This window comes from Pseudonocardia phyllosphaerae, from assembly GCF_046546475.1.
GTDB classification, from domain to species: Bacteria; Actinomycetota; Actinomycetes; order Mycobacteriales; family Pseudonocardiaceae; genus Pseudonocardia; species Pseudonocardia phyllosphaerae.
The window spans coordinates 679637-705474 of sequence record NZ_JBKGXS010000001.1 but is presented as its reverse complement, the minus strand read 5'-3'; the positions used below and the strand labels follow the sequence as shown (position 1 = coordinate 705474).

At 68.6% G+C, this 25838-nt stretch carries 29 protein-coding genes; 1 reads left to right on the top strand and 28 read right to left on the bottom strand.

The features are described from left to right. Positions 1-50 precede the first annotated feature (50 nt). The 26 genes from secY to rpsL all read right to left on the bottom strand — a co-directional run bounded on the left by secY (position 51) and on the right by rpsL (position 16328). Complete coding sequence (secY, locus tag ACLE50_RS03380) at positions 51-1361, bottom strand: preprotein translocase subunit SecY (RefSeq protein WP_410941845.1); 1311 nt, start codon at positions 1359-1361, stop codon at positions 51-53. A gap of 375 nt (positions 1362-1736) precedes the next feature. Then, positions 1737-2177, bottom strand: a complete 441-nt coding sequence (gene rplO, locus ACLE50_RS03375; RefSeq protein WP_410942259.1) for a 50S ribosomal protein L15 — start codon at positions 2175-2177, stop codon at positions 1737-1739. 23 nt (positions 2178-2200) lie between these two features. After that, positions 2201-2386 carry a 50S ribosomal protein L30 gene (gene rpmD / locus ACLE50_RS03370; protein WP_410941844.1) on the bottom strand — a complete coding sequence of 62 codons (186 nt, stop codon included), beginning with the start codon at positions 2384-2386 and terminating at the stop codon, positions 2201-2203. Between the two features lie 5 nt (positions 2387-2391). Beyond that, the gene (gene rpsE / locus ACLE50_RS03365) at positions 2392-3024 is read right to left on the bottom strand and encodes a 30S ribosomal protein S5 (RefSeq protein ID WP_410941843.1); all 633 of its coding nucleotides are present in this window, start codon (positions 3022-3024) and stop codon (positions 2392-2394) included. 40 nt (positions 3025-3064) lie between these two features. Further along, positions 3065-3433, bottom strand: a complete 369-nt coding sequence (gene rplR, locus ACLE50_RS03360) for a 50S ribosomal protein L18 (RefSeq protein ID WP_410942258.1) — start codon at positions 3431-3433, stop codon at positions 3065-3067. Between the two features lie 44 nt (positions 3434-3477). Continuing rightward, positions 3478-4017 (bottom strand): 50S ribosomal protein L6, encoded by a 540-nt coding sequence (gene rplF, locus ACLE50_RS03355; protein WP_410941842.1) that lies wholly within the window; start codon positions 4015-4017, stop codon positions 3478-3480. 17 nt (positions 4018-4034) lie between these two features. Next, a complete protein-coding gene (gene rpsH, locus ACLE50_RS03350) occupies positions 4035-4433 on the bottom strand; it encodes a 30S ribosomal protein S8 (RefSeq protein ID WP_410941841.1) in 399 nt (132 codons plus the stop codon). A 127-nt stretch (positions 4434-4560) separates the two neighbouring features. Beyond that, positions 4561-4746: a type Z 30S ribosomal protein S14 gene (locus ACLE50_RS03345; protein ID WP_410941840.1), complete on the bottom strand. Its 186-nt coding sequence runs from the start codon at positions 4744-4746 to the stop codon at positions 4561-4563. A gap of 3 nt (positions 4747-4749) precedes the next feature. Continuing rightward, a complete protein-coding gene (gene rplE / locus ACLE50_RS03340) occupies positions 4750-5313 on the bottom strand; it encodes a 50S ribosomal protein L5 (RefSeq protein ID WP_410941839.1) in 564 nt (187 codons plus the stop codon). A 1-nt stretch (position 5314) separates the two neighbouring features. After that, complete coding sequence (gene rplX, locus ACLE50_RS03335) at positions 5315-5641, bottom strand: 50S ribosomal protein L24 (protein WP_410942257.1); 327 nt, start codon at positions 5639-5641, stop codon at positions 5315-5317. 13 nt (positions 5642-5654) lie between these two features. Next, positions 5655-6023, bottom strand: coding sequence for a 50S ribosomal protein L14 (gene rplN, locus ACLE50_RS03330; protein WP_068797776.1), 369 nt, complete (start codon positions 6021-6023; stop codon positions 5655-5657). Positions 6024-6031: 8 nt separating this feature from the next. Further along, on the bottom strand, positions 6032-6316 hold the full coding sequence (gene rpsQ / locus ACLE50_RS03325; RefSeq protein ID WP_410941838.1) for a 30S ribosomal protein S17: 285 nt from the start codon (positions 6314-6316) through the stop codon (positions 6032-6034). Beyond that, positions 6313-6558, bottom strand: coding sequence for a 50S ribosomal protein L29 (rpmC, locus tag ACLE50_RS03320; RefSeq protein WP_410941837.1), 246 nt, complete (start codon positions 6556-6558; stop codon positions 6313-6315). The genes rpsQ and rpmC overlap by 4 nt, the downstream gene beginning before the upstream one ends. Continuing rightward, positions 6558-6977: a 50S ribosomal protein L16 gene (gene rplP, locus ACLE50_RS03315; RefSeq protein ID WP_410941836.1), complete on the bottom strand. Its 420-nt coding sequence runs from the start codon at positions 6975-6977 to the stop codon at positions 6558-6560. Before rplP ends, rpmC begins: the two co-directional genes overlap by 1 nt. A gap of 3 nt (positions 6978-6980) precedes the next feature. Beyond that, complete coding sequence (gene rpsC, locus ACLE50_RS03310; RefSeq protein WP_410941835.1) at positions 6981-7823, bottom strand: 30S ribosomal protein S3; 843 nt, start codon at positions 7821-7823, stop codon at positions 6981-6983. Continuing rightward, positions 7823-8251, bottom strand: a complete 429-nt coding sequence (gene rplV / locus ACLE50_RS03305) for a 50S ribosomal protein L22 (RefSeq protein WP_410941834.1) — start codon at positions 8249-8251, stop codon at positions 7823-7825. The genes rpsC and rplV overlap by 1 nt, the downstream gene beginning before the upstream one ends. Positions 8252-8290: 39 nt before the next feature. After that, positions 8291-8572, bottom strand: a complete 282-nt coding sequence (rpsS, locus tag ACLE50_RS03300; RefSeq protein ID WP_010232348.1) for a 30S ribosomal protein S19 — start codon at positions 8570-8572, stop codon at positions 8291-8293. A 15-nt stretch (positions 8573-8587) separates the two neighbouring features. Further along, complete coding sequence (rplB, locus tag ACLE50_RS03295) at positions 8588-9421, bottom strand: 50S ribosomal protein L2 (RefSeq protein WP_410941833.1); 834 nt, start codon at positions 9419-9421, stop codon at positions 8588-8590. A 16-nt stretch (positions 9422-9437) separates the two neighbouring features. Continuing rightward, entirely contained in the window at positions 9438-9749 is a 312-nt protein-coding gene (gene rplW, locus ACLE50_RS03290; RefSeq protein ID WP_410941832.1) for a 50S ribosomal protein L23, read from the bottom strand. Further along, positions 9746-10456: a 50S ribosomal protein L4 gene (gene rplD, locus ACLE50_RS03285; RefSeq protein WP_410941831.1), complete on the bottom strand. Its 711-nt coding sequence runs from the start codon at positions 10454-10456 to the stop codon at positions 9746-9748. The genes rplW and rplD overlap by 4 nt, the downstream gene beginning before the upstream one ends. Then, the gene (gene rplC / locus ACLE50_RS03280; protein ID WP_410941830.1) at positions 10453-11136 is read right to left on the bottom strand and encodes a 50S ribosomal protein L3; all 684 of its coding nucleotides are present in this window, start codon (positions 11134-11136) and stop codon (positions 10453-10455) included. The genes rplD and rplC overlap by 4 nt, the downstream gene beginning before the upstream one ends. Before the next feature lie 12 nt (positions 11137-11148). Continuing rightward, positions 11149-11454 (bottom strand): 30S ribosomal protein S10, encoded by a 306-nt coding sequence (gene rpsJ, locus ACLE50_RS03275; RefSeq protein WP_003938093.1) that lies wholly within the window; start codon positions 11452-11454, stop codon positions 11149-11151. A gap of 505 nt (positions 11455-11959) precedes the next feature. Next, on the bottom strand, positions 11960-13153 hold the full coding sequence (gene tuf / locus ACLE50_RS03270; protein ID WP_410941829.1) for an elongation factor Tu: 1194 nt from the start codon (positions 13151-13153) through the stop codon (positions 11960-11962). A 180-nt stretch (positions 13154-13333) separates the two neighbouring features. Beyond that, the gene (gene fusA, locus ACLE50_RS03265) at positions 13334-15436 is read right to left on the bottom strand and encodes an elongation factor G (protein ID WP_410941828.1); all 2103 of its coding nucleotides are present in this window, start codon (positions 15434-15436) and stop codon (positions 13334-13336) included. Positions 15437-15483: 47 nt separating this feature from the next. Beyond that, positions 15484-15954 carry a 30S ribosomal protein S7 gene (rpsG, locus tag ACLE50_RS03260; protein WP_020622942.1) on the bottom strand — a complete coding sequence of 157 codons (471 nt, stop codon included), beginning with the start codon at positions 15952-15954 and terminating at the stop codon, positions 15484-15486. Further along, positions 15954-16328: a 30S ribosomal protein S12 gene (gene rpsL, locus ACLE50_RS03255; protein WP_410941827.1), complete on the bottom strand. Its 375-nt coding sequence runs from the start codon at positions 16326-16328 to the stop codon at positions 15954-15956. Before rpsL ends, rpsG begins: the two co-directional genes overlap by 1 nt. A 577-nt stretch (positions 16329-16905) precedes the next feature. On the opposite strand from rpsL, the gene ACLE50_RS03250 reads away from it, so the two are divergent. Next, on the top strand, positions 16906-17802 hold the full coding sequence (locus ACLE50_RS03250) for an alpha/beta hydrolase (protein ID WP_410941826.1): 897 nt from the start codon (positions 16906-16908) through the stop codon (positions 17800-17802). Positions 17803-18003: 201 nt separating this feature from the next. On the opposite strand, the gene ACLE50_RS03245 is transcribed toward ACLE50_RS03250, so the two are convergent. Continuing rightward, positions 18004-21915: a DNA-directed RNA polymerase subunit beta' gene (locus ACLE50_RS03245; protein ID WP_410941825.1), complete on the bottom strand. Its 3912-nt coding sequence runs from the start codon at positions 21913-21915 to the stop codon at positions 18004-18006. A gap of 49 nt (positions 21916-21964) precedes the next feature. After that, a complete protein-coding gene (rpoB, locus tag ACLE50_RS03240) occupies positions 21965-25465 on the bottom strand; it encodes a DNA-directed RNA polymerase subunit beta (RefSeq protein ID WP_410941824.1) in 3501 nt (1166 codons plus the stop codon). Positions 25466-25838 lie beyond the last annotated feature (373 nt).

The following is a 25838-nucleotide window of genomic DNA, read 5'->3' as shown; positions in this document are numbered from 1 at the left end:
CACCGGATCGTGGCGGGGTGCATCGCACCGCGGCGCCACATCCGACGAGCCTAACGCAGGAAACCCTCGTAGTTCCGCTGCATGAGCTGGCTCTCGATCTGCTTCAGGGTGTCCAGACCGACCGAGACCATGATCAGGACCGCGGTGCCGCCGAACGGGAAGTTCTGGTTCCCGCCGCCCCCGGTGACGCCGAGGAAGAAGTTCGGCAGCACGGCGATGATGCCCAGGTACAGCGAGCCGGGCAGCGTGATGCGGCTGAGCACGTAGTTCAGGTACTCCGCGGTCGGCCGCCCGGGCCGGATGCCGGGGATGAAGCCGCCGTACTTCTTCATGTCGTCGGCGCGCTCGTCCGGGTTGAACGTGATGCCGACGTAGAAGTACGTGAAGAAGATGATCAGCGCGACGTACAGCAGGATGTGCACCCAGTTGGACTGGTCGACCAGATAGGTCGCCACGAACTTCTGGAACCAGCCGCCGTCGTTGCCCGCGAGCTTCGCGACGAGGTCGGGCAGGTAGAGCAGCGAGCTACCGAAGATGACCGGCACGACACCGGCCTGGTTCACCTTCAGCGGCAGGTACGTCGACGTCCCGCCGTACATCCGCCTGCCGACCATGCGCTTGGCGTACTGCACCGGGATACGGCGCTGGCCGTTCTCGATGAACACGACGCTCGCGATGATCGCCAGGCCGAACACGCAGATGCCGGTGAAGACCAGGCCGCCGGAGTTCTGCAGGATCTGCTGGCCCTCGGCCGGGATGCGGTGCGCGATCGAGGCGAAGATCAGCAGGGACATGCCGTTGCCGATGCCGCGCTCGGTGACCTGCTCACCCAGCCACATGACGACCGTGGTCCCGGCGGTCATCACCAGCACGATGACGACCAGGGTGAAGACCGAGGACTCCGGGATGATCGGCAGCGAGCAGCCGGCGAACAGCTGGCCGCGCTCGGCCAGTGCGACGAAGCCGGTGCCCTGCAGGACCGCGATCCCGATCGTCAGGTACCGGGTGTACTGCGTCAGCTTGGACTGGCCGGACTGGCCTTCCTTCTTGAGCTGCTCGAACCGTGGGATGACCACCTGCAGGAGCTGGATGATGATGCTCGAGGTGATGTAGGGCATGATGCCCAGCGCGAAGATCGACAGCTGGAGCAGTGCCCCGCCGGAGAACAGGTTGATGAGCGAGTAGACGCTCGCGTTGTCGCCGCCCTCGACCTGGCGGACGCACTCCTGGATGTTCGGGTACGACACCCCCGGCGACGGCACGTTGGCACCGAGCCGGTACACCGCGACGATCGCCAGCGTGAAGAGGATCTTCTTGCGGAGATCCGGTGTGGTCAGGGCCGACCGGACTGCGCTGAGCACTCGGTGATCCTCCTACGACGTCGGCGGCCCGACACCGCCTGCGCCGTCCCCGGACGGGAACGGCCGGATTTCACAGGGTGCTGTACGCACCGTATGTGGGACGCCCGGGCCGGTATCCGGTTCCGGCGGAGGCCGCGCACACGCGCATGTCCCGTGACCTGCGCACACCGGACCGGTGCACGCAGACCGGAGGCGACTCTAACAGCGCGTCCGGGGCACTCCGGCGCCGCCCACGGGCGACCCCGCCACGAGGGGCGACGGTGCGGTTCCCGAGGGCCACCCGCCGGCGCCGGACGGTGCCCCGCACACGACGAAGGGGGCCGTGCCCGCAGGCACGACCCCCTTCGACTGTCCGGTCTCACGACCGTCCGGGCCTCACAGCTCGGAGACGGAACCGCCCGCCGCCGAGATCTTCTCGCGCGCGGACGCGGAGAACTTGTGGGCCTTCACGGTCAGGGCGACGCCCGAGAGCTCGCCCTCGCCGAGGACCTTGACCGGCTGGTTCTTGCGAACCGCGCCCGCCTCGGCCAGCTCCGCCGGACCGATCTCGCCGCCCTGCGGGAACAGGACGGCCAGCTCGCCGACGTTCACGGTCTGGTACTCGACCTTGAAGCGGTTCTTGAAGCCCTTGAGCTTCGGCAGCCGCATGTGCAGCGGCATCTGACCGCCCTCGAAGGCCGGCGACACGTTCTTGCGGGCCTTGGTGCCCTTGGTGCCGCGCCCGGCCGTCTTGCCCTTCGAGCCCTCACCACGACCCACACGGAGCCTGGCCTTCTTCGAGCCCGGGGCCGGACGCAGGTCGTGCAGCTTGATCACCGACTGCTCGGTCTCCTGCTCGCTCACGACTGCACCTCCTCCACGGTCACGAGGTGGCGCACGGTGTGGACGTACCCGCGGGTCTGCGGGTCGGCCTCACGCACCACCGACTGCCGGATCTTGCGGAGGCCGAGCGAGCGCAGCGTGTTCCGCTGGTTCTGCTTGGTCCCGATCCGGCTCTTCACCTGGGTGATCTTCCACGTGGCCATCGCGCTCACACCTTCGCCGCGTCGGCCTCGGCGCGCTGCCGCATCATGCTGTGCGGAGCGACGTCCTCGAGGGGCAGGCCACGGCGGGCCGCCACCTCCTCCGGACGCTGGACCGACTTCAGCGCGGCCACCGTGGCGTGCACGATGTTGATCGCGTTGTCGGAGCCGAGGGACTTGGACAGGATGTCGGAGATCCCGGCGCACTCGAGCACGGCACGCACCGGACCACCGGCGATGACACCGGTACCCGGCGAGGCCGGGCGCAGCATGACGACGCCTGCGGCGTCCTCACCCTGCACGCGGTGCACGATCGTGCCGCCGATGCGGGGGACGCGGAAGAAGTTCTTCTTCGCCTCCTCCACGCCCTTGGCGATCGCGGCCGGCACCTCCTTGGCCTTGCCGTAGCCGACGCCGACCAGGCCGTCACCGTCGCCGACGATCATCAGCGCGGTGAAGCTGAACCGGCGGCCGCCCTTGACGACCTTGGCCACGCGGTTGATCGTGACCAGCCGCTCGATGTACGGGGTCTTGTCCTGGGCCGCCCCGCCACGGCCACCGTCGCGACGGTCCCGGTTGTTGCGGTTGTCGTTGTTCCCGCCGCCCGGGGTCCCGCCGTCACGCCGCGTACGTCCCGGCATCAGACGATCCCTTCGATCTGCTTGTTGGACTTGCGCGCCATCAGAACTCCAGGCCCCCCTCGCGGGCGGCCTCGGCCAGAGCCGCGATCCGCCCGTGGTAGGCGAGCCCGCCGCGGTCGAACACGACCGCGGAGACGCCGGCCTCCTTGGCACGGGCGGCGATGAGCTCGCCGACCTTCGAGGCCTTGGCCTTCTTGTCGCCGTCCAGCGTGCGGACGTCGGCGTCGAGGCTCGACGCGTGGGCCAGGGTGCGCCCGGCCAGGTCGTCGATCAGCTGGACGGTGATGTGCCGCGAGGAGCGGTGGACCGCCAGCCGCGGACGCGCAGGCGTCCCGGAGATCTTCTTGCGGAGCCGGGCGTGCCGGCTGATGCGCGAGTCGCGACGCTTGCGCGCGACCTGCGACGCCATCCGGCGACGTGCGGCCCCGGACACGGTCTTCTCGGTCTCGGCCATCACTTACCCGTCTTTCCGACCTTGCGGCGGATCTGCTCGCCCGCGTAGCGGACGCCCTTGCCCTTGTACGGGTCGGGGCGACGCAGCTTGCGCAGGTTCGCGGCGGTCTCGCCGACGAGCTGCTTGTCGATACCGGAGACCGAGAACTTGGTCGGCGACTCGACCGCGAAGGTGATGCCCTCCGGCGGCTCGATGACGACCGGGTGCGAGTAGCCCAGGGCGAACTCGAGGTTCGATCCCTTGAGCTGGACCCGGTAACCGACGCCGTGGATCTCCAGCTTCTTCTCGTAGCCGGCGCTCACGCCGACGACGATGTTGTTCACGAGCGAGCGGGACAGACCGTGGTAGGCCCGGGTCTCGCGCTCCTCGTCAGGTCGCTGGACCAGCACCGTGCCGTCGTCGTCGCGCTCGACCGTGATCGGCTCGATGACGGTGTGCGACAGGGAGCCCTTGGGGCCCTTCGCGGTGACCGTGCGGCCGTCGATGGTGATCTCCACGCCGGACGGGACGGTGATGGGCAGCTTTCCGATGCGGGACATCGTTCGTTACCCCTCTCTCACCAGGCGTAGGCGAGGACTTCCCCGCCAACGCCGCTCCGGTAGGCCTGCTGGTCGGTCATCAGACCCCGCGAGGTCGAGATGATCGCCACGCCGAGGCCACCCAGGACCCGCGGCAGGTTCGTCGACTTCGCGTAGACGCGCAGACCGGGCTTGGAGACCCGGCGCAGGCCGGCGATGCTCCGCTCACGGTTGCGGCCGTACTTCAGCTCGACGACCAGGGACTTACCGACCTCGGCGTCCTCGGTGTGGTGCGCGGCGATGTAGCCCTCCTTCTGAAGGATCTCCGCAATGGCGACCTTCAGCTTCGAGTGGGGCATCACGACGCGGTCGTGGTAGGCCGAGTTCGCGTTCCGCAGACGGGTCAGCATGTCTGCGATCGGATCGGTCATCGTCATGGTGTCTGTCTCTTTCCCACCGTGGTTCCGCGCTCGTGGCGCGGCGCCCGCTCAGGGGCGCCGCACCACGGCAGTGGCCTTCGGTGATCAGGGTCGACCCGGGCCCCGCGGTTGCGGGGCCTGTGAGTCACCAGCTGGACTTGCTCACACCCGGCAGCTCGCCGGCGTGCGCCATGTCGCGCAGGCACACGCGGCAGAGGCCGAACTTGCGGAACACGGCACGCGGCCGGCCGCACTTCTGGCAGCGGGTGTAGGCACGGACGCCGAACTTCGGCGTGCCGTTGGCCTTGTTGATGAGCGCCTTCTTCGCCATTGCTCAGCTCTCCTTGAAGGGGAAGCCCAGGTGACGCAGCAGCGCCCGGCCCTCGGGGTTGGTGGTCGCGGTGGTCACGACGGTGATGTCCATACCCCGCGGACGGTCGATCTGGTCCGGGTCGATCTCGTGGAACATCGACTGCTCGGTGAGACCGAACGTGTAGTTGCCCCGGCCGTCGAACTGGTCGCCGTTCAGGCCCCGGAAGTCACGGATACGCGGGAGCGCGATCGTGAGCAGCCGGTCCAGGAACTCCCACATGCGGTCGTTCCGGAGGGTGACCTTGGCGCCGATGGGCATCCCCTCGCGCAGCTTGAACTGCGCGATCGACTTGGTCGCCCGCCGCAGCTGCGGCTTCTGGCCGGTGATGGTGGCCAGGTCCCGCAGCGCGCCGTCGATCAGCTTGGAGTCCCGCGCGGCGTCGCCCACACCCATGTTCACCACGACCTTGGTCAGGCCGGGGATCTGCATGACGTTCTTGTAGGCGAACTCCTGCTGCAGCTGCTCCTGGATCTCGTCCCGGTAGCGCTGCTTGAGACGCGGGATCGTCTTCTCAGCGGTGGTCATCTCAGATCTCCTTCCCGTTGCGCTTGGAGATCCGGACGCGGCGGGTGGCGCCGTCCTCGCCCTCGACGGTCTTCTTGCCGATACGGGTCGGCTTACCGTCGGAGTCGACGACCATCACGTTCGAGACGTGGATGGCCGCCTCCTGGGTGACGACCCCGCCGCTCTCGGCCCCGCGCTGGTTCTGGCTGACCCGGGTGTGCTTCTTGATCCGGTTCACGCCCTCGACCAGCACGCGCTGGCGCTCCGGGTAGGCCGCGATGACCTTGCCCTTGGCGCCCTTGTCCTTACCGGCGATCACCTGCACGGTGTCGCCCTTCTTCACCTTCATCTTCGCCTTCATGTCAGAGCACCTCCGGAGCGAGGGAGATGATCCTCATGAACTTGCGGTCGCGCAGCTCTCGCCCGACCGGGCCGAAGATTCGGGTCCCTCGAGGTCCGTTGTCCGGCTTGATCAGGACAGCGGCGTTCTCATCGAATCGGATGTAGCTGCCGTCGGGACGGCGCTTCTCCTTCTTGGTGCGCACGATGACCGCCTTGACGACGTCACCGCGCTTCACGCCGGCGCCGGGGATGGCCTCCTTGACCGTGGCGACGATGACGTCGCCGATCCCGGCGTAGCGCCGCGCGGAGCCGCCCAGCACCCGGATGCACAGGATCTCCTTGGCACCGGTGTTGTCGGCGACGCGCAGCCGCGACTCCTGCTGGATCACTGTGACTCCTACTTGGCCTTCTCGAGGATCTCCACCAGCCGCCAGCGCTTGGACGCAGACAGCGGGCGGGTCTCCATGAGGCGGACGCGGTCGCCGATACCGGCGGTGCCCTCCTCGTCGTGCGCCTTGACCTTGTTGGTCCGGCGGATGACCTTGCCGTAGAGGGGGTGCTTCACCCGGTCCTCGATGGACACGACGATCGTCTTGTCCATCTTGTCGGACACGACCAGGCCCTCGCGGACCTTGCGCTCCCCGCGCTCCTCGTTCACTTCGGTGCCGGCCTGCTCGCTCACGCCGCGCCCTCGCTCTCGGTCGGGGCGGCGGACAGGCCGAGCTCACGCTCACGCATGACGGTGTACGCCCGCGCGATGTCGTGGCGGACGGCCCGCAGCCGCCGGTTGTTGTCCAGCTGCCCGGTGGCCATCTGGAAGCGGAGGTTGAACAGCTCCTCCTTGGCCTCCCGGACGCGCACGACCAGCTCCTCGTCGGAGAGCTCGCGCAGCTCGGCTGCCTTGGTGTTGCCGCTGCTCGCCATCAGATGTCACCACCCTCACGGGACACGATCCGGCACTTCATGGGCAGCTTGTGGATGGCCCGACGGAGTGCTTCGTGGGCCACCTCCTTGTTCGGGAAGGTCATCTCGAACAGCACGCGGCCCGGCTTGACGTTCGTGACCCACTTCTCCGGCGAGCCCTTACCCGAGCCCATGCGGACCTCGGCGGGCTTCTTGGTCATCGGGATGTCCGGGAAGACGTTGATCCAGATCTTCCCGCCACGCTTGATGTGCCGGTTGATGGCGATACGTGCCGACTCGATCTGCCGGTTCGTCACGTAGGCCGGCTCCAGCGCCTGGATGCCCCAGTCACCGAAGGTGACCGCGGTACCGCCGCTGGCCATGCCCTTGCGCTTGGGCCGGTGCTGCTTGCGGTGCTTGACCTTGCGTGGGATCAGCATCGGTCAGCTCTCCCCACCGTTGCTCTGGTTCTCACCGGAGGCCGGGGCCTCGGCGGTCGCCGTCGCGGCGCCGCCGGACTGGCCGGCGCTCTGCGCGGCACGCCCGGCCTCGGTGCTGGTCGCGGTCGTGCCCGAGGCACCCGAGCGACGACGCGCCGGACGCTCGCGACGCGGGCCGCGGCCCGGCGCCTCGGCGGCCGGGGCACCCTCACGGCGCCCGCCGACGACGTCACCCTTGTAGATCCACACCTTCACGCCGATACGGCCGAAGGAGGTGCGGGCCTCGAACAGGCCGTAGTCGATGTCCGCGCGCAGCGTGTGCAGCGGGACCCGACCCTCGCGGTAGAACTCCGACCGCGACATCTCGGCACCGCCGAGGCGGCCCGAGCACTGGACCCGGATGCCCTTGACCTGCGGGCTGCGCATGGCCGACTGGATGGCCTTGCGCATGGCCCGCCGGAAGGCGACCCGGTTCGACAGCTGCTCGGCCACGCCCTGCGCGACGAGCTGGGCGTCGGACTCCGACGCCTTGACCTCGAGGATGTTGAGCTGAACCTGCTTCTTGGTCAGCTTCTCGAGGTTGCCGCGGATGCGGTCGGCCTCGGCGCCGCGACGGCCGATCACGATGCCCGGACGGGCGGTGTGGATGTCCACCCGCACGCGGTCCCGGGTCCGCTCGATCTCGACCTTGGAGATGCCGGCCCGCTCCATGCCCTTGGAGAGCATCTTGCGGATCTCGACGTCCTCCTTCACGTACTCCGAGTACTGCTTGTCGGCGTACCAGCGCGACTTCCAGTCCGTGGTGATGCCCAGGCGGAAGCCGTGCGGGTTGATCTTCTGCCCCATCAGCGGGCCCTCCCCTTCGCACCACGACGGCCGGCCTTGCTCGGCACGGACTCGACCTCGATGGTGATGTGGCTCGTCCGCTTGCGGATCCGGTAGGCGCGCCCCTGGGCACGCGGACGGATGCGCTTGAGCGTCGGGCCCTCGTCGACCATGGCCACGGCCACCACGAGGGTGTCCGGGTCCAGGTCCAGGTTGTTCTCCGCGTTGGCCGCGGCGCTCGCCACGACCTTCGCCACCGGCTCGGCGGCCGCCTGCGGCGAGAACCGCAGGATCGCCAGCGCCTCGTTCACCGGCAGGCCGCGGACCAGGTCCACGACGCGCCGGGTCTTCATGGGCGAGCTGCGGACGAACCGGGCCACCGCGCGCGCACGAGTCGGCTCGAGCGCAGCGCCGGTGGTGTCGGCTGCAGTGTTCACTGCATCAGCCATTTCTCTCCACCTCTCCTTGTCGCTGGTTCGGGCCGGCTACTAGCGCCGACGCGCCTTGCGGTCGTCCTTGATGTGGCCCCGGAACGTGCGCGTCGGAGCGAACTCGCCGAGCTTGTGCCCGACCATCGAGTCCGAGACGAACACCGGGACGTGCTTGCGACCGTCGTGGACGGCGATCGTGTGACCGATCATGTCCGGGATGACGGTGGACCGGCGGGACCACGTGCGGATCACGGTCTTCTTGCCGGACTCGTTGAGGGCGTCCACCTTCTTGAGCAGGTGGTCGTCCACGAAGGGGCCCTTCTTCAGGCTGCGCGGCATCTCTTACCTCCCTGCTCAGCGCTTCTTGCCGGTACGGCGCCGGCGGACGATCAACTTGTCGGACGGCTTGTTGCGGCGGGTACGGCCCTCGGGCGTACCGGCCGGGTTCACCGGGTGGCGGCCACCGGAGGTCTTGCCCTCACCACCACCGTGCGGGTGGTCGACCGGGTTCATGACGACACCGCGGACGGTCGGGCGCTTGCCCTTCCACCGCATGCGGCCCGCCTTACCCCAGTTGATGTTGGAGTGCTCCGAGTTGCCCACCGCGCCGATCGTCGCGCGGCAGCGGACGTCGACGTTGCGGATCTCGCCGGAGGGCATCCGCAGCTGCGCGTAGGGACCGTCCTTGGCGACCAGCTGGACGCCGGCACCCGCCGAGCGCGCGATCTTGGCGCCGCCACCGGGGCGGAGCTCGATCGCGTGCACCACGGTGCCCGTCGGGATGTTGCGCAGCGGCAGGTTGTTGCCCACCTTGATGTCGGCCCGGGGGCCGTTCTCGATCCGGTCGCCCTGCTTGAGGCGGGCCGGCGCGATGATGTAGCGCTTCTCGCCGTCCGCGTAGTGCAGCAGCGCGATCCGCGAGGTGCGGTTCGGGTCGTACTCGATGTGCGCGACCGTGGCCGGCACACCGTCCTTGTCGTTGCGCCGGAAGTCGATCAGGCGGTAGGCCCGCTTGTGACCGCCGCCCTGGTGGCGCGTGGTGATCCGCCCGTGCGCGTTGCGGCCGCCCTTGTTGTGCAGCGGGCGCAGCAGCGACTTCTCGGGGGTGTCCCGGGTGATCTCGGCGAAGTCCGCGACGCTCGAGCCGCGGCGGCCGGAGGTCGTCGGCTTGTACTTACGAATGGCCATCGGTCAGCTCGCTCCCTCAGCTCGCCTGGCCACCGAACACGTCGATCGCCTTGCTCTCCTCGGAGAGCGTGACGATCGCGCGCTTGGTGTCCTTGCGCTTGCCGTAGCCGGTGCGGGAGCGCTTGCGCTTGCCCGGGCGGTTCAGCGTGTTCACGCTGGTCACCTTGACCCCGAACACCTTCTCCACGGCGATCTTGATCTCGGTCTTGTTCGCGTCCGGGGCCACGACGAAGGTGTACTGCCGCTCGTCGAGCAGCCCGTAGCTCTTCTCCGAGACGACCGGCGCGAGCAGCACGTCCCGCGGGTCCGTGACGGTCTGTCCGCTCACTTGTCCGCCTCCTCAGCGTCGGTGTCGACGCGCAGCTCCGCAGGCTTCGTGCTGCGGCCGGCAGCCTTCGGCTTCGCGACCGGGCCGGCCAGGAACTCGTCCAGCGCCGTCTGCGTGAACAGCACGACGTCGTTGACGAGCACGTCGTGGGTGTTCAGCTGGTCCGGCGCGATGAGGTGCACCTGCGGCAGGTTGCGCAGGCTCAGCACCGCGGTGGTCGCGTCACGCTCGACGACGACCAGCGCACGCGTGTCGGCATCGCCGAGCACGGCCGCGAGGGCCTGGCGTGCCGACTTGGTCGACGGGGTCTCCCCCGCGACCAGCTCGGACGCGACGTGCACGCGGCCGGCGCGGGCCCGGTCCGAGAGGGCGCCACGCAGGGCGGCGGCCTTCATCTTCTTCGGGACCTTCTGCGCGTAGTCACGCGGCGTCGGGCCGTGGACGGTGCCACCACCGGCGAACTGCGGCGCGCGGACCGAACCCTGACGGGCGCGGCCGGTGCCCTTCTGCCGGTACGGCTTCTTGCCACCGCCGCGAACCTCGCCGCGGGTCTTGGTGTCGTGCGTGCCCTGGCGCGCCGCGTTCAGCTGCGCGGTCACCACCTGGTGCATGAGGGACACGTTGGCGGTCACGTCGAAGACGTGGTCCGGCAGCTCGACGCTGCCCGCCGCCTTGCCCTCGGGGGACTGGATCTGCACGGTGCTCACTTGCCATCACCCTTCGCGGGGGTCTTCACCACGACGAGGCCACCGCGGGGACCGGGGACCGCGCCCTTGATGAGCAGCAGGCCGCGCTCGGCGTCCACGCGGTACACCTTCAGGTTCTGCGTGGTCTGGCGCTCGTTGCCCATACGGCCGGCCATCCGGATGCCCTTGAAGACGCGGCCCGGGGTGGCGCAGCCACCGATCGAGCCCGGGGAGCGGTGCTTGCGCTGGGTACCGTGCGAGGCACCCAGACCGCTGAACCCGTGGCGCTTCATGACGCCGGCGAAGCCCTTGCCCTTGGTGGTGCCGACCACGTCGACCTCGGCGATCTCGGAGAACGCCTCGACGGTGATCTCCTGGCCGGGGGTGTAGTCGGCGGCGTCGGCGGTGCGCAGCTCGAGGAGGTGCCGGCGCGGCGTCACGCCCGCCTTGGCGAAGTGGCCGGACTCCGGCTTGTTCACCTTGCGCGGGTCGATCGCGCCGTAGGCCAGCTGGACGGCGGTGTAGCCGTCCGTGTCCTCGGAGCGCACCTGGGTCACGACGTTGGGTCCGGCCTGGACCACGGTGACCGGCACGACGCGGTTGTTCTCGTCGAACACCTGGGTCATCCCGAGCTTGGTGCCGAGGATCCCGGTGATCTTCCTGGCCTGCTTGGTAGCAGTCGTCTTGTTGATCGAAGTCATCGTCCCCACGCCTTACTGGATGTTGACGTCGACACTGGCCGGCAGGTCGATGCGCATGAGCGCGTCCACCGTCTTCGGCGTCGGGTCGAGAATGTCGATCAGCCGCTTGTGCGTGCGCATCTCGAAGTGCTCGCGCGAGTCCTTGTACTTGTGCGGCGAGCGGATGACGCAGTACACGTTCTTCTCGGTCGGCAGCGGCACCGGCCCGACGACCCGGGCACCGGTACGCGTCACAGTCTCCACGATCTTGCGAGCAGACGCGTCGATTGCCTCGTGGTCATAGGCCTTGAGCCTGATGCGGATCTTCTGTCCCGCCATGGTCGTCGGTCGTCCTCTTCTTCCTGCCGCGGGGGATGTCGCGGTGTCGGCCCCGTTAGAACTCGCGCCGTGCTGCCACCGTTGCGGGGCGGCCGGCTGCGGCCCGTGCTCTGTTCAGGTCTGTCGGCCCGGATCCGTGCCTCCAGTTGCCCGGAGCACGCGTCCTGCCGGGGCTCTCCGGTCCACGAGGTCGGGCGTGTCGCGCCCTGACCCACATGGCTGTGCCCGGGTCACCGCGTCCCACCCCCTTGTGGGGCGGGCATGTCGCTTGGTCTTCCTCGTCCCGAGGCCCTGCACCACGAGGGGCGCACGACCACGAGGCCGAGACTGACGACGGACACGGCGCGGGAACGCTCGTCCCTGAACTACCGGCTGACCGGGAACAGGAGCGGCGCATCCACGCGCCGTGCCGTCGTGCAACCCGTCAAGGATGACACACGCCTGTGTGCCCCCTCGAACCGGGGGTGGGTAACGGGGCGACCGGTCTCCCGGCCGCCCCGTCGCCTCACTTGTTGATCTTGGTGACCTGGCCGGCGCCCACGGTGCGGCCACCCTCACGGATGGCGAACTGCAGGCCCTCCTCCATGGCGATCGGCTGGATCAGCTGAACGCTCATGGTGGTGTTGTCACCCGGCATGACCATCTCGGTGCCCTGCGGGAGGGTCACGACGCCGGTCACGTCGGTCGTCCGGAAGTAGAACTGCGGACGGTAGTTGTTGAAGAACGGGGTGTGACGGCCGCCCTCGTCCTTGCCCAGGATGTAGACCTGGCCCTCGAACTCGGTGTGCGGCGTGATCGAACCCGGCTTCACGACGACCTGGCCGCGCTCCACGTCCTCACGCTTGATGCCGCGCAGGAGCAGGCCGACGTTCTCGCCGGCACGACCCTCGTCGAGGATCTTCCGGAACATCTCGACACCGGTGACGGTGGTCGAGGTCTTGTCCGGGCGGATGCCGACGATGTCGACGTTCTCGTTGACCTTGACGATGCCGCGCTCGACACGGCCGGTCACGACGGTGCCGCGGCCGGTGATCGTGAAGACGTCCTCGACGGGCATGAGGAACGGCTTCTCGATGTCGCGCTCGGGCTCCGGGATCGAGTCGTCGACGGCGTCCATGAGCTCGACGATGGCGTTGGCCCACTTCTCGTCGCCCTCGAGCGCCTTCAGCGCCGAGACGCGGACGATCGGGAGGTCGTCGCCCGGGTAGTCCTGCTCCGAGAGGAGCTCACGGACCTCCATCTCGACGAGCTCCATGATCTCCTCGTCGTCGACCATGTCGGCCTTGTTCAGCGCGACGACGATGTACGGCACGCCGACCTGACGCGCGAGCAGCACGTGCTCACGGGTCTGCGGCATCGGGCCGTCGGTCGCGGCGACCACGAGGATGGCGCCGTCCATCTGGGCGGCACCGGTGATCATGTTCTTCACGTAGTCGGCGTGCCCGGGGCAGTCGACGTGCGCGTAGTGCCGCTTCTCGGTCTGGTACTCGACGTGCGCGATGGAGATCGTGATACCGCGCTGACGCTCCTCGGGCGCCTTGTCGATCATGTCGAACGCCGACGCCTCGTTGAGGTTCGGGTACTTGTCGTGCAGAACCTTGGTGATGGCCGCCGTCAGCGTGGTCTTGCCGTGGTCGATGTGACCGATCGTGCCGATGTTGACGTGCGGCTTGTTCCGCTCGAACTTCGCCTTCGCCACTTCAGGGTCCTCCTGGACTGATGGGGTTCACTCCGCCGTGCTGACGGCAGGTCTGTGGTCTGTGGGTGCGGGGCGCGGACCTTACCGATCCGCGTCCCACGCCCTTCGAGCAGGTCGGACTGCGTGCCGGCCCGCCCGCGGCCGCGGGGGTCATGTCCCCCGCGACCGTCGCAGCGGGACTTACTCGCCCGTCGCCTTCGCGATGATCTCCTTGGCCACGTTCTGCGGCACCTCCGCGTAGGAGTCGAAGACCATCGTGTAGTTGGCCCGGCCCTGGGTCCGCGACCGGAGGTCGCCGACGTAGCCGAACATCTCGGACAGCGGCACGAGCGCCTTGACGACGCGGGCGCCTGCCCGCTCCTCCATGGCCTGGACCTGGCCGCGGCGGGAGTTCAGGTCGCCGATGACGTCACCCATGTAGTCCTCGGGGGTGGTGACCTCGACGGCCATCATCGGCTCGAGGATGGCGGGGCTCGCCTTGCGGGCCGCCTCCTTGAACACCATCGAACCGGCGACCTTGAAGGCCATCTCCGAGGAGTCGACCTCGTGGTACTGCCCGTCCAGCAGGGTGCACTTCACGCCGACCACGGGGTAGCCGGCCTGGATGCCGTACTGCATGGCGTCCTGGACACCCTGGTCGACCGACGGGATGTACTCCCGCGGGATACGACCACCGGTGACCTTGTTGTCGAACTCGTACAGCGCACCGTCGCCGCCGGTCAGCGGCTCCAGGTTGATGATGACGCGGGCGAACTGGCCCGAGCCACCGGTCTGCTTCTTGTGCGTGTACTCGTACTTCATCACCGGCTGCCGGATGGTCTCCCGGTAGGCGACCTGCGGCTTGCCGATGTTGGCCTCGACCTTGAAGTCGGACTTCATGCGGTTGACCAGCACCTCGAGGTGCAGCTCGCCCATGCCCGCGATGATGGTCTGGCCGGTCTCGTCGTCCAGGGAGACCTGGAACGTCGGGTCCTCCTCGGCGAGCTTCTGGATCGCCGTGGAGAGCTTCTCCTGGTCCGCCTTCGACTTGGGCTCGACGGCGACCTGGATGACCGGGTCCGGGAAGGTCATCGACTCGAGGACGATCGGCGACTGCGAGTCGCAGAGGGTGTCCCCGGTGGTCGTGTCCTTCAGACCGATGACCGCGTAGATGTGGCCGGCCACGGCCTCGTCGACCGGGTTCTCCTTGTTGGAGTGCATCTGGAAGAGCTTCCCGATGCGCTCCTTGCGGTCCTTGGTCGAGTTGATGATCTGCGCGCCCGACGCGACCCGGCCCGAGTAGACCCGGACGTAGGTGAGCTTGCCGAAGAACGGGTGCGCGGCGACCTTGAAGGCCAGAGCCGAGAACGGCTCCTCCTTCGAGGGCTTGCGCACCGCAGGCGTCTCACCGTCGGTCAGGAAGCCCTCGACCGGCGGGACGTCGTACGGCGACGGCAGGTACGCGATCACCGCGTCCAGCATCGGCTGGACGCCCTTGTTCTTGAACGCGGAGCCGCAGAGCACCGGGTACGCGGACCGGCTTGTGACCAGGGAGCGGATACCGGTCTTGATCTCGTCGACGGTGAGCTCCTCACCGCCGAAGTACTTCTCCATCAGGGCGTCGTCGGTCTCGGCGACGGCCTCGACGAGGGCGGTGCGGTACTCCTGGGCCTTCTCGACGAGGTCGGCCGGGATCTCCTCGACCGTGTAGTCCTCGCCCTTGGCCACCTCACCGCGCCAGGTCAGCGCGCGCATCTCGACCAGGTCGACGACGCCGATGAAGTCGCTCTCGCTGCCGATCGGGATCTGCAGCGGGAGCGGCGTGGCGTTCAGCCGGTCCTTGATCGTCTGGACGGTGAAGTAGAAGTCCGCGCCGAGCTTGTCCATCTTGTTGACGAAGCAGATACGCGGGACGTCGTACTTGGTGGCCTGCCGCCAGACCTGCTCGGACTGCGGCTCCACACCCTCCTTGCCGTCGAAGACCGCGACGGCACCGTCGAGCACCCGCAGGGAGCGCTCGACCTCGACCGTGAAGTCCACGTGGCCGGGGGTGTCGATGATGTTGATCTGGTGGTCTTTCCAGAAGCAGGTCGTCGCGGCGGACGTGATCGTGATGCCGCGCTTCTGCTCCTCCTCCATCCAGTCCATCGTCGCGCCGCCGTCGTGCACCTCACCGATCTTGTAGTTGATCCCGGTGTAGTACAGGATCCGCTCGGTGGTGGTGGTCTTCCCGGCGTCGATGTGGGCCATGATGCCGATGTTGCGGACCTTCGTGAGGTCCGTCAGCACATCCTGTGCTGCCACTTCTCAGCTCTCCCTCGATCGCGAGATGGCACCCGACGGTCGGCCGGTCACCAGCGGTAGTGGGCGAAGGCGCGGTTCGACTCCGCCATCTTGTGCATGTCCTCGCGCCGCTTGACGCTGGCACCGAGGCCGTTGCTCGCGTCGAGCAGCTCGTTCATGAGGCGCTCGACCATGGTCTTCTCACGCCGCTGGCCCGAGTAGGTCACCAGCCAGCGCAGACCCAGGGTGGTCTGCCGGACGGCACGGACCTCGACCGGGACCTGGTAGGTCGCGCCACCGACACGGCGGCTGCGGACCTCGAGGGCCGGCTTCACGTTGTCCAGTGCACGCTTGAGCGTGACGACCGGGTCGGTGCCGGTCTTGTCACGGGTGCCCTCGAGCGCGGCGTACACGATGCGCTCGGCGAGAGAGCGCTTGCCGTCCTTGAGGACCTTGTTCACCAGCTGGGTGACCAGCGGCGAGCCGTACACCGGGTCCGAGACCAGCGGACGCTTGGGGGCGGGGCCCTTGCGCGGCATCAGCTCTTCTCCTTCTTCGCGCCGTACTTGCTGCGGCTCTGCTTGCGGTTCTTGACGCCCTGGGTGTCCAGCGACCCGCGGATCACCTTGTAACGCACGCCGGGGAGGTCCTTCACACGACCACCGCGCACCAGCACGATGGAGTGCTCCTGCAGGTTGTGGCCCTCGCCGGGGATGTACGCGGTGACCTCGATACCGCTGGACAGCCGGACGCGGGCGACCTTGCGGAGCGCGGAGTTCGGCTTCTTCGGGGTGGTCGTGTACACGCGGGTGCAGACCCCACGGCGCTGGGGGCTGCCCTTCAGTGCGGCCGTGGTGGTCTTCGCGACCTTGTCCTCACGGCCCTTTCGGACCAGCTGCTGGATCGTGGGCATGAACCGTCTACTTCTTCCCGTCGACGTGGCTCGACTGTGTGTCTAGGCGCTGTTGCTTCGTACTGGGTACTCCGGGATCCGGGCGCCGGAACGGCGGATGGACCGCCACCGTCGCTACCGATCCCCGGGGTCGGGCGTGTCGTCCCGTGCTCGTGCCCGGCCTCGAGGGCCCCGCACGTACTCGGGGACGTCCACCGTGCCGGTGCGCGGCGGGGCGGTCCGGGGTGCGGGCACCGGGGACCGAGCGCCACGAGGCACGCGGATCGGCCCGACCGAAGTCGAGCGCAGGACATGACGATACCGGGCCCTCTTCGACACGGTCAAAGCGGGTCGGTCGCGACCTCGCCTCGCGGTCCTCCGGGGGCTTCGGAGGGCCGGCGGATCCACCGGGCAGAACCCGGCGGAGACCTGTGGTGACCCGACCCTGCCGTACGGGACGGCACCTGGCAAGCAGGCTCACCCGCTCGTCGCAGGTCGTCCGCCGCTCGCCGCGGTGGGGTCACCCGTGGCCGATGATCTCCTCGCGCGGGCGCCCACCTGGGGATTCGGGACTCCGGTGCGGTGGATACCGTCCGGTATGCACCTGCCGACGGCCGTGAACCGGCTCGCCACGCGCGCGATCATCGCGCCTCTGCTGTCCCCCAGCCTACCTCTGCCCGTCCGGCGGACCGGACTCGACCTCGTCGGGGCGTCGCTGCCGCTCCCCCGCGGCACCCGCCGGTCCCGCGGCGAGCTGGGCGGGGTCCGCACCGACGTGGTCGCGCCGCCCGGGGCACTCGCCCCGCACCGCGTGCTCTACCTGCACGGAGGCGGCTACGTCGTCGGGTCCGCGTCGTCGCACCGCCCACTGCTGGCGGGCCTGGCGCACGCGACCGGCACGGCGGTGTTCGCCCCGGCCTACCGGCTGGCGCCCGAGCACCCGTTCCCGGCCGCGCTGGACGACGCGCTCGCCGCCTGGCGGGCGCTCCGTGCGGACGGGTTCCCGGCGCACCGGATCGCCGTCGCCGGGGACTCCGCGGGCGGCGGGCTCACGATGTCGCTGCTGCTGCGGCTGCGGGCGCTCGGCGAGGAGCTGCCGGGGGCGATCGGTCTGATCTCGCCGTGGCTGGACCTGAGCGGCACCGCGGACGCCCTGACCCGCAACGCCGCGACCGACGTCCTGCTCGACGGCTCGTGGATCCACACGATGGCAGGCGACTACGCGGGCCCGCACCGCGACGCCGCGGAGCTGACCCCGCTGGAGGCCGACCTGGCCGGGCTGCCGCCGCTGCACGTCGTCGCCGGCGCCGACGAGCTCCTGGTCGACGACGCCGACGCGCTGGTCGACCTGGCCCGCGCAGCCGGCACCCCGGTGACCTACGAGCGGGCGCCGGGCATGTGGCACGCCTACCCGATCCTGGCCGGGCTGCTCGCCGAGGCCGACGTGTCACTGAACCGGCTCGGGGCGGCGCTGCGGGCCGACTGCACCCGCTGAGCAGTCCCCCGGGCGGTCACACACCCGGAACGACATGGCCCGGGCCGACACCGCCCGGAACGACACAGCCCCGAACGACACAGCCCCGGAACGCACGAACGGGGCCGGGCACCGCCACGGGAGAGCGGTGTCCGGCCCCGTCCGGGACCTCTTCGGTGCGTTCCGGCAGACCGTCGCCTGCCGGAACGTTGCGCTAACGCATCAGCGGTAGTCGCGCCCGAAGTCGTAGTCGTCCAGCGGCACGGCCGCACCGGTGCCGGTACCGAACACGTCGGGGCCGTAGTAGCCGTCGTCGTAGCTCGGCAGCGCGTAGGCGGCCGCGCGGGCCTCCTCGGTCGGCTGGACCTGGATGTTGCGGTAGCGGTTGATGCCCGTACCGGCCGGGATCAGCTTACCGATGATCACGTTCTCCTTGAGCCCGACGAGCTTGTCGCGCTTTCCGTTGATCGCGGCATCGGTGAGGATCCGGGTGGTCTCCTGGAACGAGGCCGCGGACAGCCACGACTCCGTCGCCAGCGAGGCCTTGGTGATCCCCATGAGGACCGGACGGCCCGAGGCCGGCTCCAGCCCCTCGGAGACGACCCGGCGGTTCTCGGACTCGAACTCGCCCCGCTCGGCCAGTGCACCGGGCAGGAACTCGGTCGCACCCGAGTCGATGATCGTCACCCGGCGCAGCATCTGCCGGACGATGACCTCGATGTGCTTGTCGTGAATGTCCACGCTCTGCGTGCGGTACACCTTCTGCACCTCACGCACGAGGTGCAGCTGCACCTCACGCGGGCCCATGACGCGCAGCACCTCGTGCGGGTCCGCCGTGCCCTCGAGGAGCAGCTGGCCGACCGTCACGTGGTCACCGTCGGCCAGCGGCCGCTCGACGCCGTCGACCGAGGTCATCCCGAGCCACTGCCGCTTGGACAGCTTCTCGTAGACGATCTCCTCGCCGCCGTCGTCCGGGATCAGCGTGATCTTCCAGAAGCGGTCGCCGTCCTCGATGCGGATGCGCCCGTCGACGTCGGCGATCGGCGCCTTGCCGCGCGGGACCCGGGCCTCGAAGAGCTCGGTGACACGCGGCAGACCGGTCGTGATGTCGTCGCCGGCCACACCACCGATGTGGAAGGTACGCATCGTGAGCTGGGTACCCGGCTCACCGATCGACTGCGCCGCGACGATGCCGACGGCCTCGCCGACGTCCACCAGCTTGCCGGTGGCCATCGAGCGGCCGTAGCACATCGCGCAGATGCCGGTGGCGGACGCGCAGGTCAGCGCGGACCGCACCCGGATCTGCCGGACGCCGGCCTCGACCAGCGCGTCGAGCGCCGGGTCGCCCAGGTCGTCGCCCTTGCCGACGATGACCGTCCCGTCCGGGGCGGTGACCTCCTCGGCCGAGGTACGGGCGTACACCGAGGTCCGCAGGTAACGGTGCGGGATGAGCCGCCCGTCCGCGGTCTCCTCGGTCACCGGCATGGTGATCGCACGCTCGGTGCCGCAGTCGACCTCGCGGACGATGACGTCCTGCGACACGTCGACCAGACGACGGGTCAGGTAACCCGAGTCGGCGGTCCGCAGCGCGGTGTCCGCCAGACCCTTCCGGGTGCCGTGCGTGGAGATGAAGTACTCCAGCACGGACAGGCCCTCGCGGAAGTTCGACTTGATGGGCCGCGGGATGTACTCGCCCTTCGGGTTCGCCACCAGGCCCTTCATGCCCGCCAGCTGGCGGACCTGGGCCATGTTGCCCGCGGCACCGGACTGCACGATCGTCGGGATCGGGTTGTCCTGGGGGAAGTTCTCCTCCATGGACTTCGCGACCTCCTCCGAGGCCTGCGACCAGATCTTGACCATCTCGTCGTTGCGCTCCTGGTGCGACAGGGCACCACGCTGGTAGCGCTTGTTGATCTGGTCGGCCTTCGCCTCGTAGGAGTCGAGGATCTCCTGCTTCTTCGGCGGGACCACGACGTCGTCGATGGCCAGCGTGACGCCCGAGCGGGTCGCCCAGTAGAAGCCGGCGTCCTTGAGCCGGTCCAGGACCTGCGCGACCTCGGTCATCGAGTACCGCTCGGCCAGGTCGTTGATGATCGCGGCCTGGCGCTTCTTCGGGAGTGGCTCGTTGATGAACGGGTAGTCCGCCGGGAGCAGCTCGTTGAACAGCACCCGGCCCAGTGTGGTCTCCGCCGTCCAGACACCGTGCTCGTTCACCGACTCCTCGGGCACGCCCGCGGTGGGGGTGACCTGCTCAAGACGGATCTTGATCGGCGCCTGCAGGTGGAGCACCTTGCGGTCGTAGGCCATGATCGCCTCGGCCACGGTGCCGTAGTGGTTGCCGGCGCCCTGGGCGTCCTCGCGCAGCCGGGTCAGGTGGAACAGACCCGTCACCATGTCCAGACGCGGCATCGCCAGCGGGCGGCCGGACGCCGGGGACAGGATGTTGTTCGAGGACAGCATCAGGACCCGGGCCTCGGACTGCGCCTCGGCCGACAGCGGCAGGTGCACCGCCATCTGGTCACCGTCGAAGTCCGCGTTGAACGCCTCGCAGACCAGCGGGTGCAGCTGGATGGCCTTGCCCTCCACCAGCTGCGGCTCGAAGGCCTGGATACCGAGGCGGTGCAGGGTCGGTGCCCGGTTCAGCAGCACGGGGTGCTCGGAGATGACCTCCTCGAGCACGTCCCACACCTGCGAGCGGCCGCGCTCGACCATCCGCTTGGCCGACTTGATGTTCTGCGCGTGGTTGAGGTCCACCAGGCGCTTCATCACGAACGGCTTGAACAGCTCCAGCGCCATCTGCTTGGGCAGACCGCACTGGTGCAGCTGCAGCTGCGGGCCGACGACGATGACCGAACGGCCGGAGTAGTCGACGCGCTTGCCGAGCAGGTTCTGGCGGAACCGGCCCTGCTTGCCCTTCAGCAGGTCCGACAGCGACTTGAGCGGGCGGTTGCCCGGACCGGTCACCGGCCGGCCGCGACGGCCGTTGTCGAACAGCGCGTCCACGGACTCCTGGAGCATCCGCTTCTCGTTGTTGACGATGATCTCGGGCGCGCCGAGGTCGATCAGTCGCTTGAGGCGGTTGTTCCGGTTGATGACCCGGCGGTACAGGTCGTTCAGGTCCGAGGTGGCGAAGCGGCCACCGTCGAGCTGCACCATCGGGCGCAGGTCCGGCGGGATGACCGGGACGCAGTCGAGCACCATGCCCATCGGCGAGTTGCCGGTGGACTGGAACGCCGCGACGACCTTGAGGCGCTTGAGGGCACGGAGCTTCTTCTGCCCCTTGCCGCTGCGGATGATCTCGCGCAGCTTCTCCGCCTCGGCCTCGATGTCGAAGTTCTCCAGCAGCTTCTGGATCGCCTCGGCACCCATGGCGCCGGTGAAGTAGTCGCCGTAGCGGTCGTACAGCTCGCGGTAGATCGACTCGTCCGCGATGAGCTGCTGGACGTCGAGCTTGGTGAACGTCGTCCAGATCTCGTCGAGCCGGTCCAGCTCACGCTGGGCACGGTCGCGGAGCTGGCGCATCTCCCGCTCGCCGCCGTCCTTGACCTTGCGGCGGACGTCGCCCTTGGCACCCTCGGCCTCGAGCTCGGCGATGTCCTGCTCGAGCTTCTGCGCGCGGGCCTCGAGGTCCGCGTCGCGGGTCTGCTCGATCCGCCGGCGCTCCACGCTCATCTCGTTCTCGAGCGTGGACATGTCGTTGTGCCGCAGCTCGGTGTTCACCGAGGTGATCACGTACGCCGCGAAGTAGATGATCTTCTCGAGGTCCTTGGGAGCCAGGTCGAGCAGGTAGCCCAGCCGGCTCGGGACGCCCTTGAAGTACCAGATGTGCGTGACCGGCGCGGCCAGCTCGATGTGGCCCATCCGCTCACGACGCACCTTGGCGCGAGTGACCTCGACGCCGCAGCGCTCGCAGATGATGCCCTTGAAGCGGACGCGCTTGTACTTGCCGCAGTAGCACTCCCAGTCCCGGGTCGGACCGAAGATCTTCTCGCAGAAGAGCCCGTCCTTCTCCGGCTTCAGGGTGCGGTAGTTGATGGTCTCGGGCTTCTTGACCTCGCCGTGCGACCACTGGCGGATGCCCTCGGCGGTGGCCAGGCCGATGCGCAGTTCGTCGAAGAAGTTGACGTCGAGCACGTAAGTCCTCTGTTTCTTCGTAAAGTCGGCTAGTCGATCTACGGGCGGGTCAGTTGACGACGTCGTCGACGGTCATCGACTCCGAGCCCGGGCGGCTGGACAGGTTGATGCCCAGGTTCGCCGCGGCGCGCTCGAGGTCCTCGTCGTCGGCGTCCCGCATCTCGATCGCCGCACCGTCGCTGGAGAGCACCTCGACGTTCAGGCAGAGCGACTGCAGCTCCTTGAGCAGCACCTTGAACGACTCGGGGATCCCCGGCTCCGGGATGTTCTCGCCCTTGACGATCGCCTCGTAGACCTTCACGCGGCCCACGACGTCGTCGGACTTGATCGTCAGCAGCTCCTGCAGGGTGTAGGCCGCGCCGTACGCCTGCATGGCCCAGCACTCCATCTCGCCGAAGCGCTGGCCACCGAACTGCGCCTTACCGCCCAGCGGCTGCTGGGTGATCATCGAGTACGGGCCGGTCGACCGGGCGTGGATCTTGTCGTCCACCAGGTGGGCCAGCTTCAGGATGTACATGTAGCCGACCGCGACCGGGAACGGGTACGGCTCACCGGAGCGGCCGTCGAGCAGCTCCGCCTTGCCGTCCGAACCGACCATCCGCTCGCCGTCCCGGTTCGGCAGCGTGCTGCCGAGCAGGCCGGTGATCTCGTTCTCGCGGGCACCGTCGAAGACCGGAGTGGCGGTCTTGGTGTCCGCGGGGACCGAGTAGAGCTCCTCGGGCATCTGCGACGCCCACTCGGGCTCGCCCTCGATCTCCCAGCCGGTCTTGGCGATCCACCCGAGGTGGGTCTCCAGGACCTGGCCGATGTTCATCCGTCGCGGAACACCGTGGGTGTTCAGGATGATGTCGATCGGGGTGCCGTCCGCGAGGAACGGCATGTCCTCGACCGGCAGGATCTTGCCGATGACGCCCTTGTTGCCGTGGCGGCCGGCGAGCTTGTCACCGTCGGAGATCTTGCGCTTCTGGGCCACGTAGACGCGGACCAGCTCGTTGACGCCCGGGGCCAGCTCGTCGTCGTCGTCGCGGGAGAAGACCCGGATGCCGATGACCTTGCCGTACTCGCCGTGCGGCACCTTCAGCGAGGTGTCGCGGACCTCGCGCGCCTTCTCGCCGAAGATCGCGCGGAGCAGGCGCTCCTCCGGGGTCAGCTCGGTCTCGCCCTTCGGCGTCACCTTGCCGACCAGGATGTCGCCCGGCTGCACCTCGGCACCGATCCGGATGATGCCGCGCTCGTCGAGGTCGGCGAGCACGTCCTCGGAGACGTTCGGGATGTCCCGCGTGATCTCCTCGGCACCCAGCTTGGTGTCGCGGGCGTCGACCTCGTGCTCCTCGATGTGGATCGAGGTGAGGACGTCGTCCTGGACGAGGCGCTGCGACAGGATGATCGCGTCCTCGTAGTTGTGGCCCTCCCACGGCATGATCGCCACGAGCAGGTTCTTGCCCAGGGCCATCTCGCCGTCCTGGGTGCAGGGACCGTCGGCGAGCACCTGGCCCACCTCGACCCGCTGGCCCTCGTCGACGACGGGCTTCTGGTTGTTGCAGGTGCCCTGGTTCGAGCGGCGGAACTTGTTCAGACGGTAGGTCTGACGCTGCCCCTCGTCGTCCATGACGGTGATGTAGTCGGCGCACAGCTCCTCGACCACACCGGCGGCCTCGGTGACGACGACGTCGCCGGCGTCGACCGCGGCGCGCAGCTCCATACCGGTGCCGACCAGCGGCGACTCGGAGCGGAGCAGCGGCACCGACTGACGCTGCATGTTCGCACCCATCAGGGCGCGGTTCGCGTCGTCGTGCTCGAGGAACGGGATCATCGCGGTCGCGACCGACACCATCTGGCGCGGCGAGACGTCGATGTAGTCGACGCCGTTGGGCGAGATCAGGTCGACCTCGCCGCCCTTGCGGCGGACCAGGACCCGGTCCTCGGCGAAGGAGCCGTCCTCGTTCAGGCGCGCGTTGGCCTGCGCGACGACGAAGCGGTCCTCCTCGTCGGCGGTCAGGTAGTCGATCTGGTCGGTGACGACACCCTCGACGACCTTGCGGTACGGCGTCTCGATGAAGCCGAACGGGTTGACCCGCGCGAACGACGAGAGCGAGCCGATCAGGCCGATGTTCGGACCCTCGGGGGTCTCGATCGGGCACATCCGGCCGTAGTGCGACGGGTGGACGTCACGGACCTCCATGCCCGCGCGCTCACGCGACAGACCGCCCGGGCCCAGCGCCGACAGGCGGCGCTTGTGGGTCAGGCCGGCCAGCGGGTTGTGCTGGTCCATGAACTGCGACAGCTGCGAGGTGCCGAAGAACTCCCGGATCGCGGCCGTGATGGGCCGGGTGTTGATCAGGGTCTGCGGCGTGATGGCCTCGACGTCCTGCGTCGTCATCCGCTCACGGACGACGCGCTCGGTCCGCGACAGACCGACCCGGACCTGGTTCTGGATCAGCTCGCCGACGGTGCGCAGGCGCCGGTTGCCGAAGTGGTCGATGTCGTCGGTCTCGACCGGGATCTCGTGGCCGTCGACCGTGGTCATCGAGGTCTCGCCTGCGTGCAGGCGGACCAGGTACTCGATGGTGGTGGCCACGTCCTCCTCGGTCAGCGTGCCGACCGAGTTGTCGATGTCCAGACCGAGCTTCTTGTTGGCCTTGTAGCGCCCGACCTTGGCCATGTCGTAGCGCTTGTCCTTGAAGAACAGGTTCTCCAGGAGGGCCTGCGCCGACTCGCGCGTCGGCGGCTCACCGGGGCGCAGCTTCCGGTAGATGTCGAGGAGTGCCTCGTCCTGACCCGCGGTGTTGTCCTTCTCCAGCGTGGTCATGATCGTCTCGGAGAACCCGAAACGCTCGGCGATCTTCTCGTTCGTCCAGCCCAGCGCCTTCAGCAGCACGGTGACCGGCTGGCGGCGCTTGCGGTCGATGCGGACACCGACGGTGTCGCGCTTGTCGACGTCGAACTCCAGCCACGCACCCCGGCTCGGGATGATCTTGACGGAGTAGACGTCCTTCTCGGTCGTCTTGTCGATCGAGTGATCGAAGTAGACGCCCGGCGAACGGACGAGCTGCGACACGACGACGCGCTCGGTGCCGTTGATGATGAACGTGCCCTTGTCCGTCATCACGGGGAACTCACCCATGAAGACGGTCTGGGACTTGATCTCGCCGGTGGTGTTGTTCGTGAACTCCGCCGTGACGAACAGCGGGGCGCCGTAGGTCATGTCCTTGTCGCGGCACTCCTCGACGGAGGCCTTGACCTCGTCGAAGCGCGGGTCGGAGAAGGACAGCGACATGGAGCCGGAGAAGTCCTCGATCGGGGAGATCTCGGTGAGGATCTCCTCCAGACCGCTGACCGGCATCTCGTCGCCGGCCTCGATGCGGCGCTGGAACCAGGCCTCCGAGCCGACCAGCCACTCGTAGGACTGGATCTGGAGATCGAGGAGGTCCGGGACCTCGAGCGGCTCCGCGATCTTTGCGAAGGAGACCCGGGTGGGTGCTCCGGGGTAGTTCGGGTTCGCCGAAGCGGAGAGGGTCGAGGTGGTCGCGGCGGCGCGGGAGACAGCCAAGATGCGTCCTTCCGAGAACTGCGCTTCTCGTCTGGCGTGCGCCGCCGCCGAGCGCTACCGTCTCCCTCGATCCGCTCGGGGTCCCCCCGGATCGACGGTCGGCAGTCGGCCTACGTCACACGCCGTCTGTTGTCATACGCGGCGCTGCGACCCCGGCTCCGCCGACTCGCTCCGCCGGACCCTCTCCGACGGCCGTGGATGTCCTCTCGGACCGGCCCGGATACTTCCCGGTAGCAAGCGCGACGTGGCCTGGACGCAGGCAGCGCAAAGAATGACTATAGACGCTGCGAACGCAGCTGTCGAGACAGGTCGCCGATTCCAGCATCCAGGCAACCATCGTTGCCATAGAGTGACCTGCTCGCCGCACCGAGTC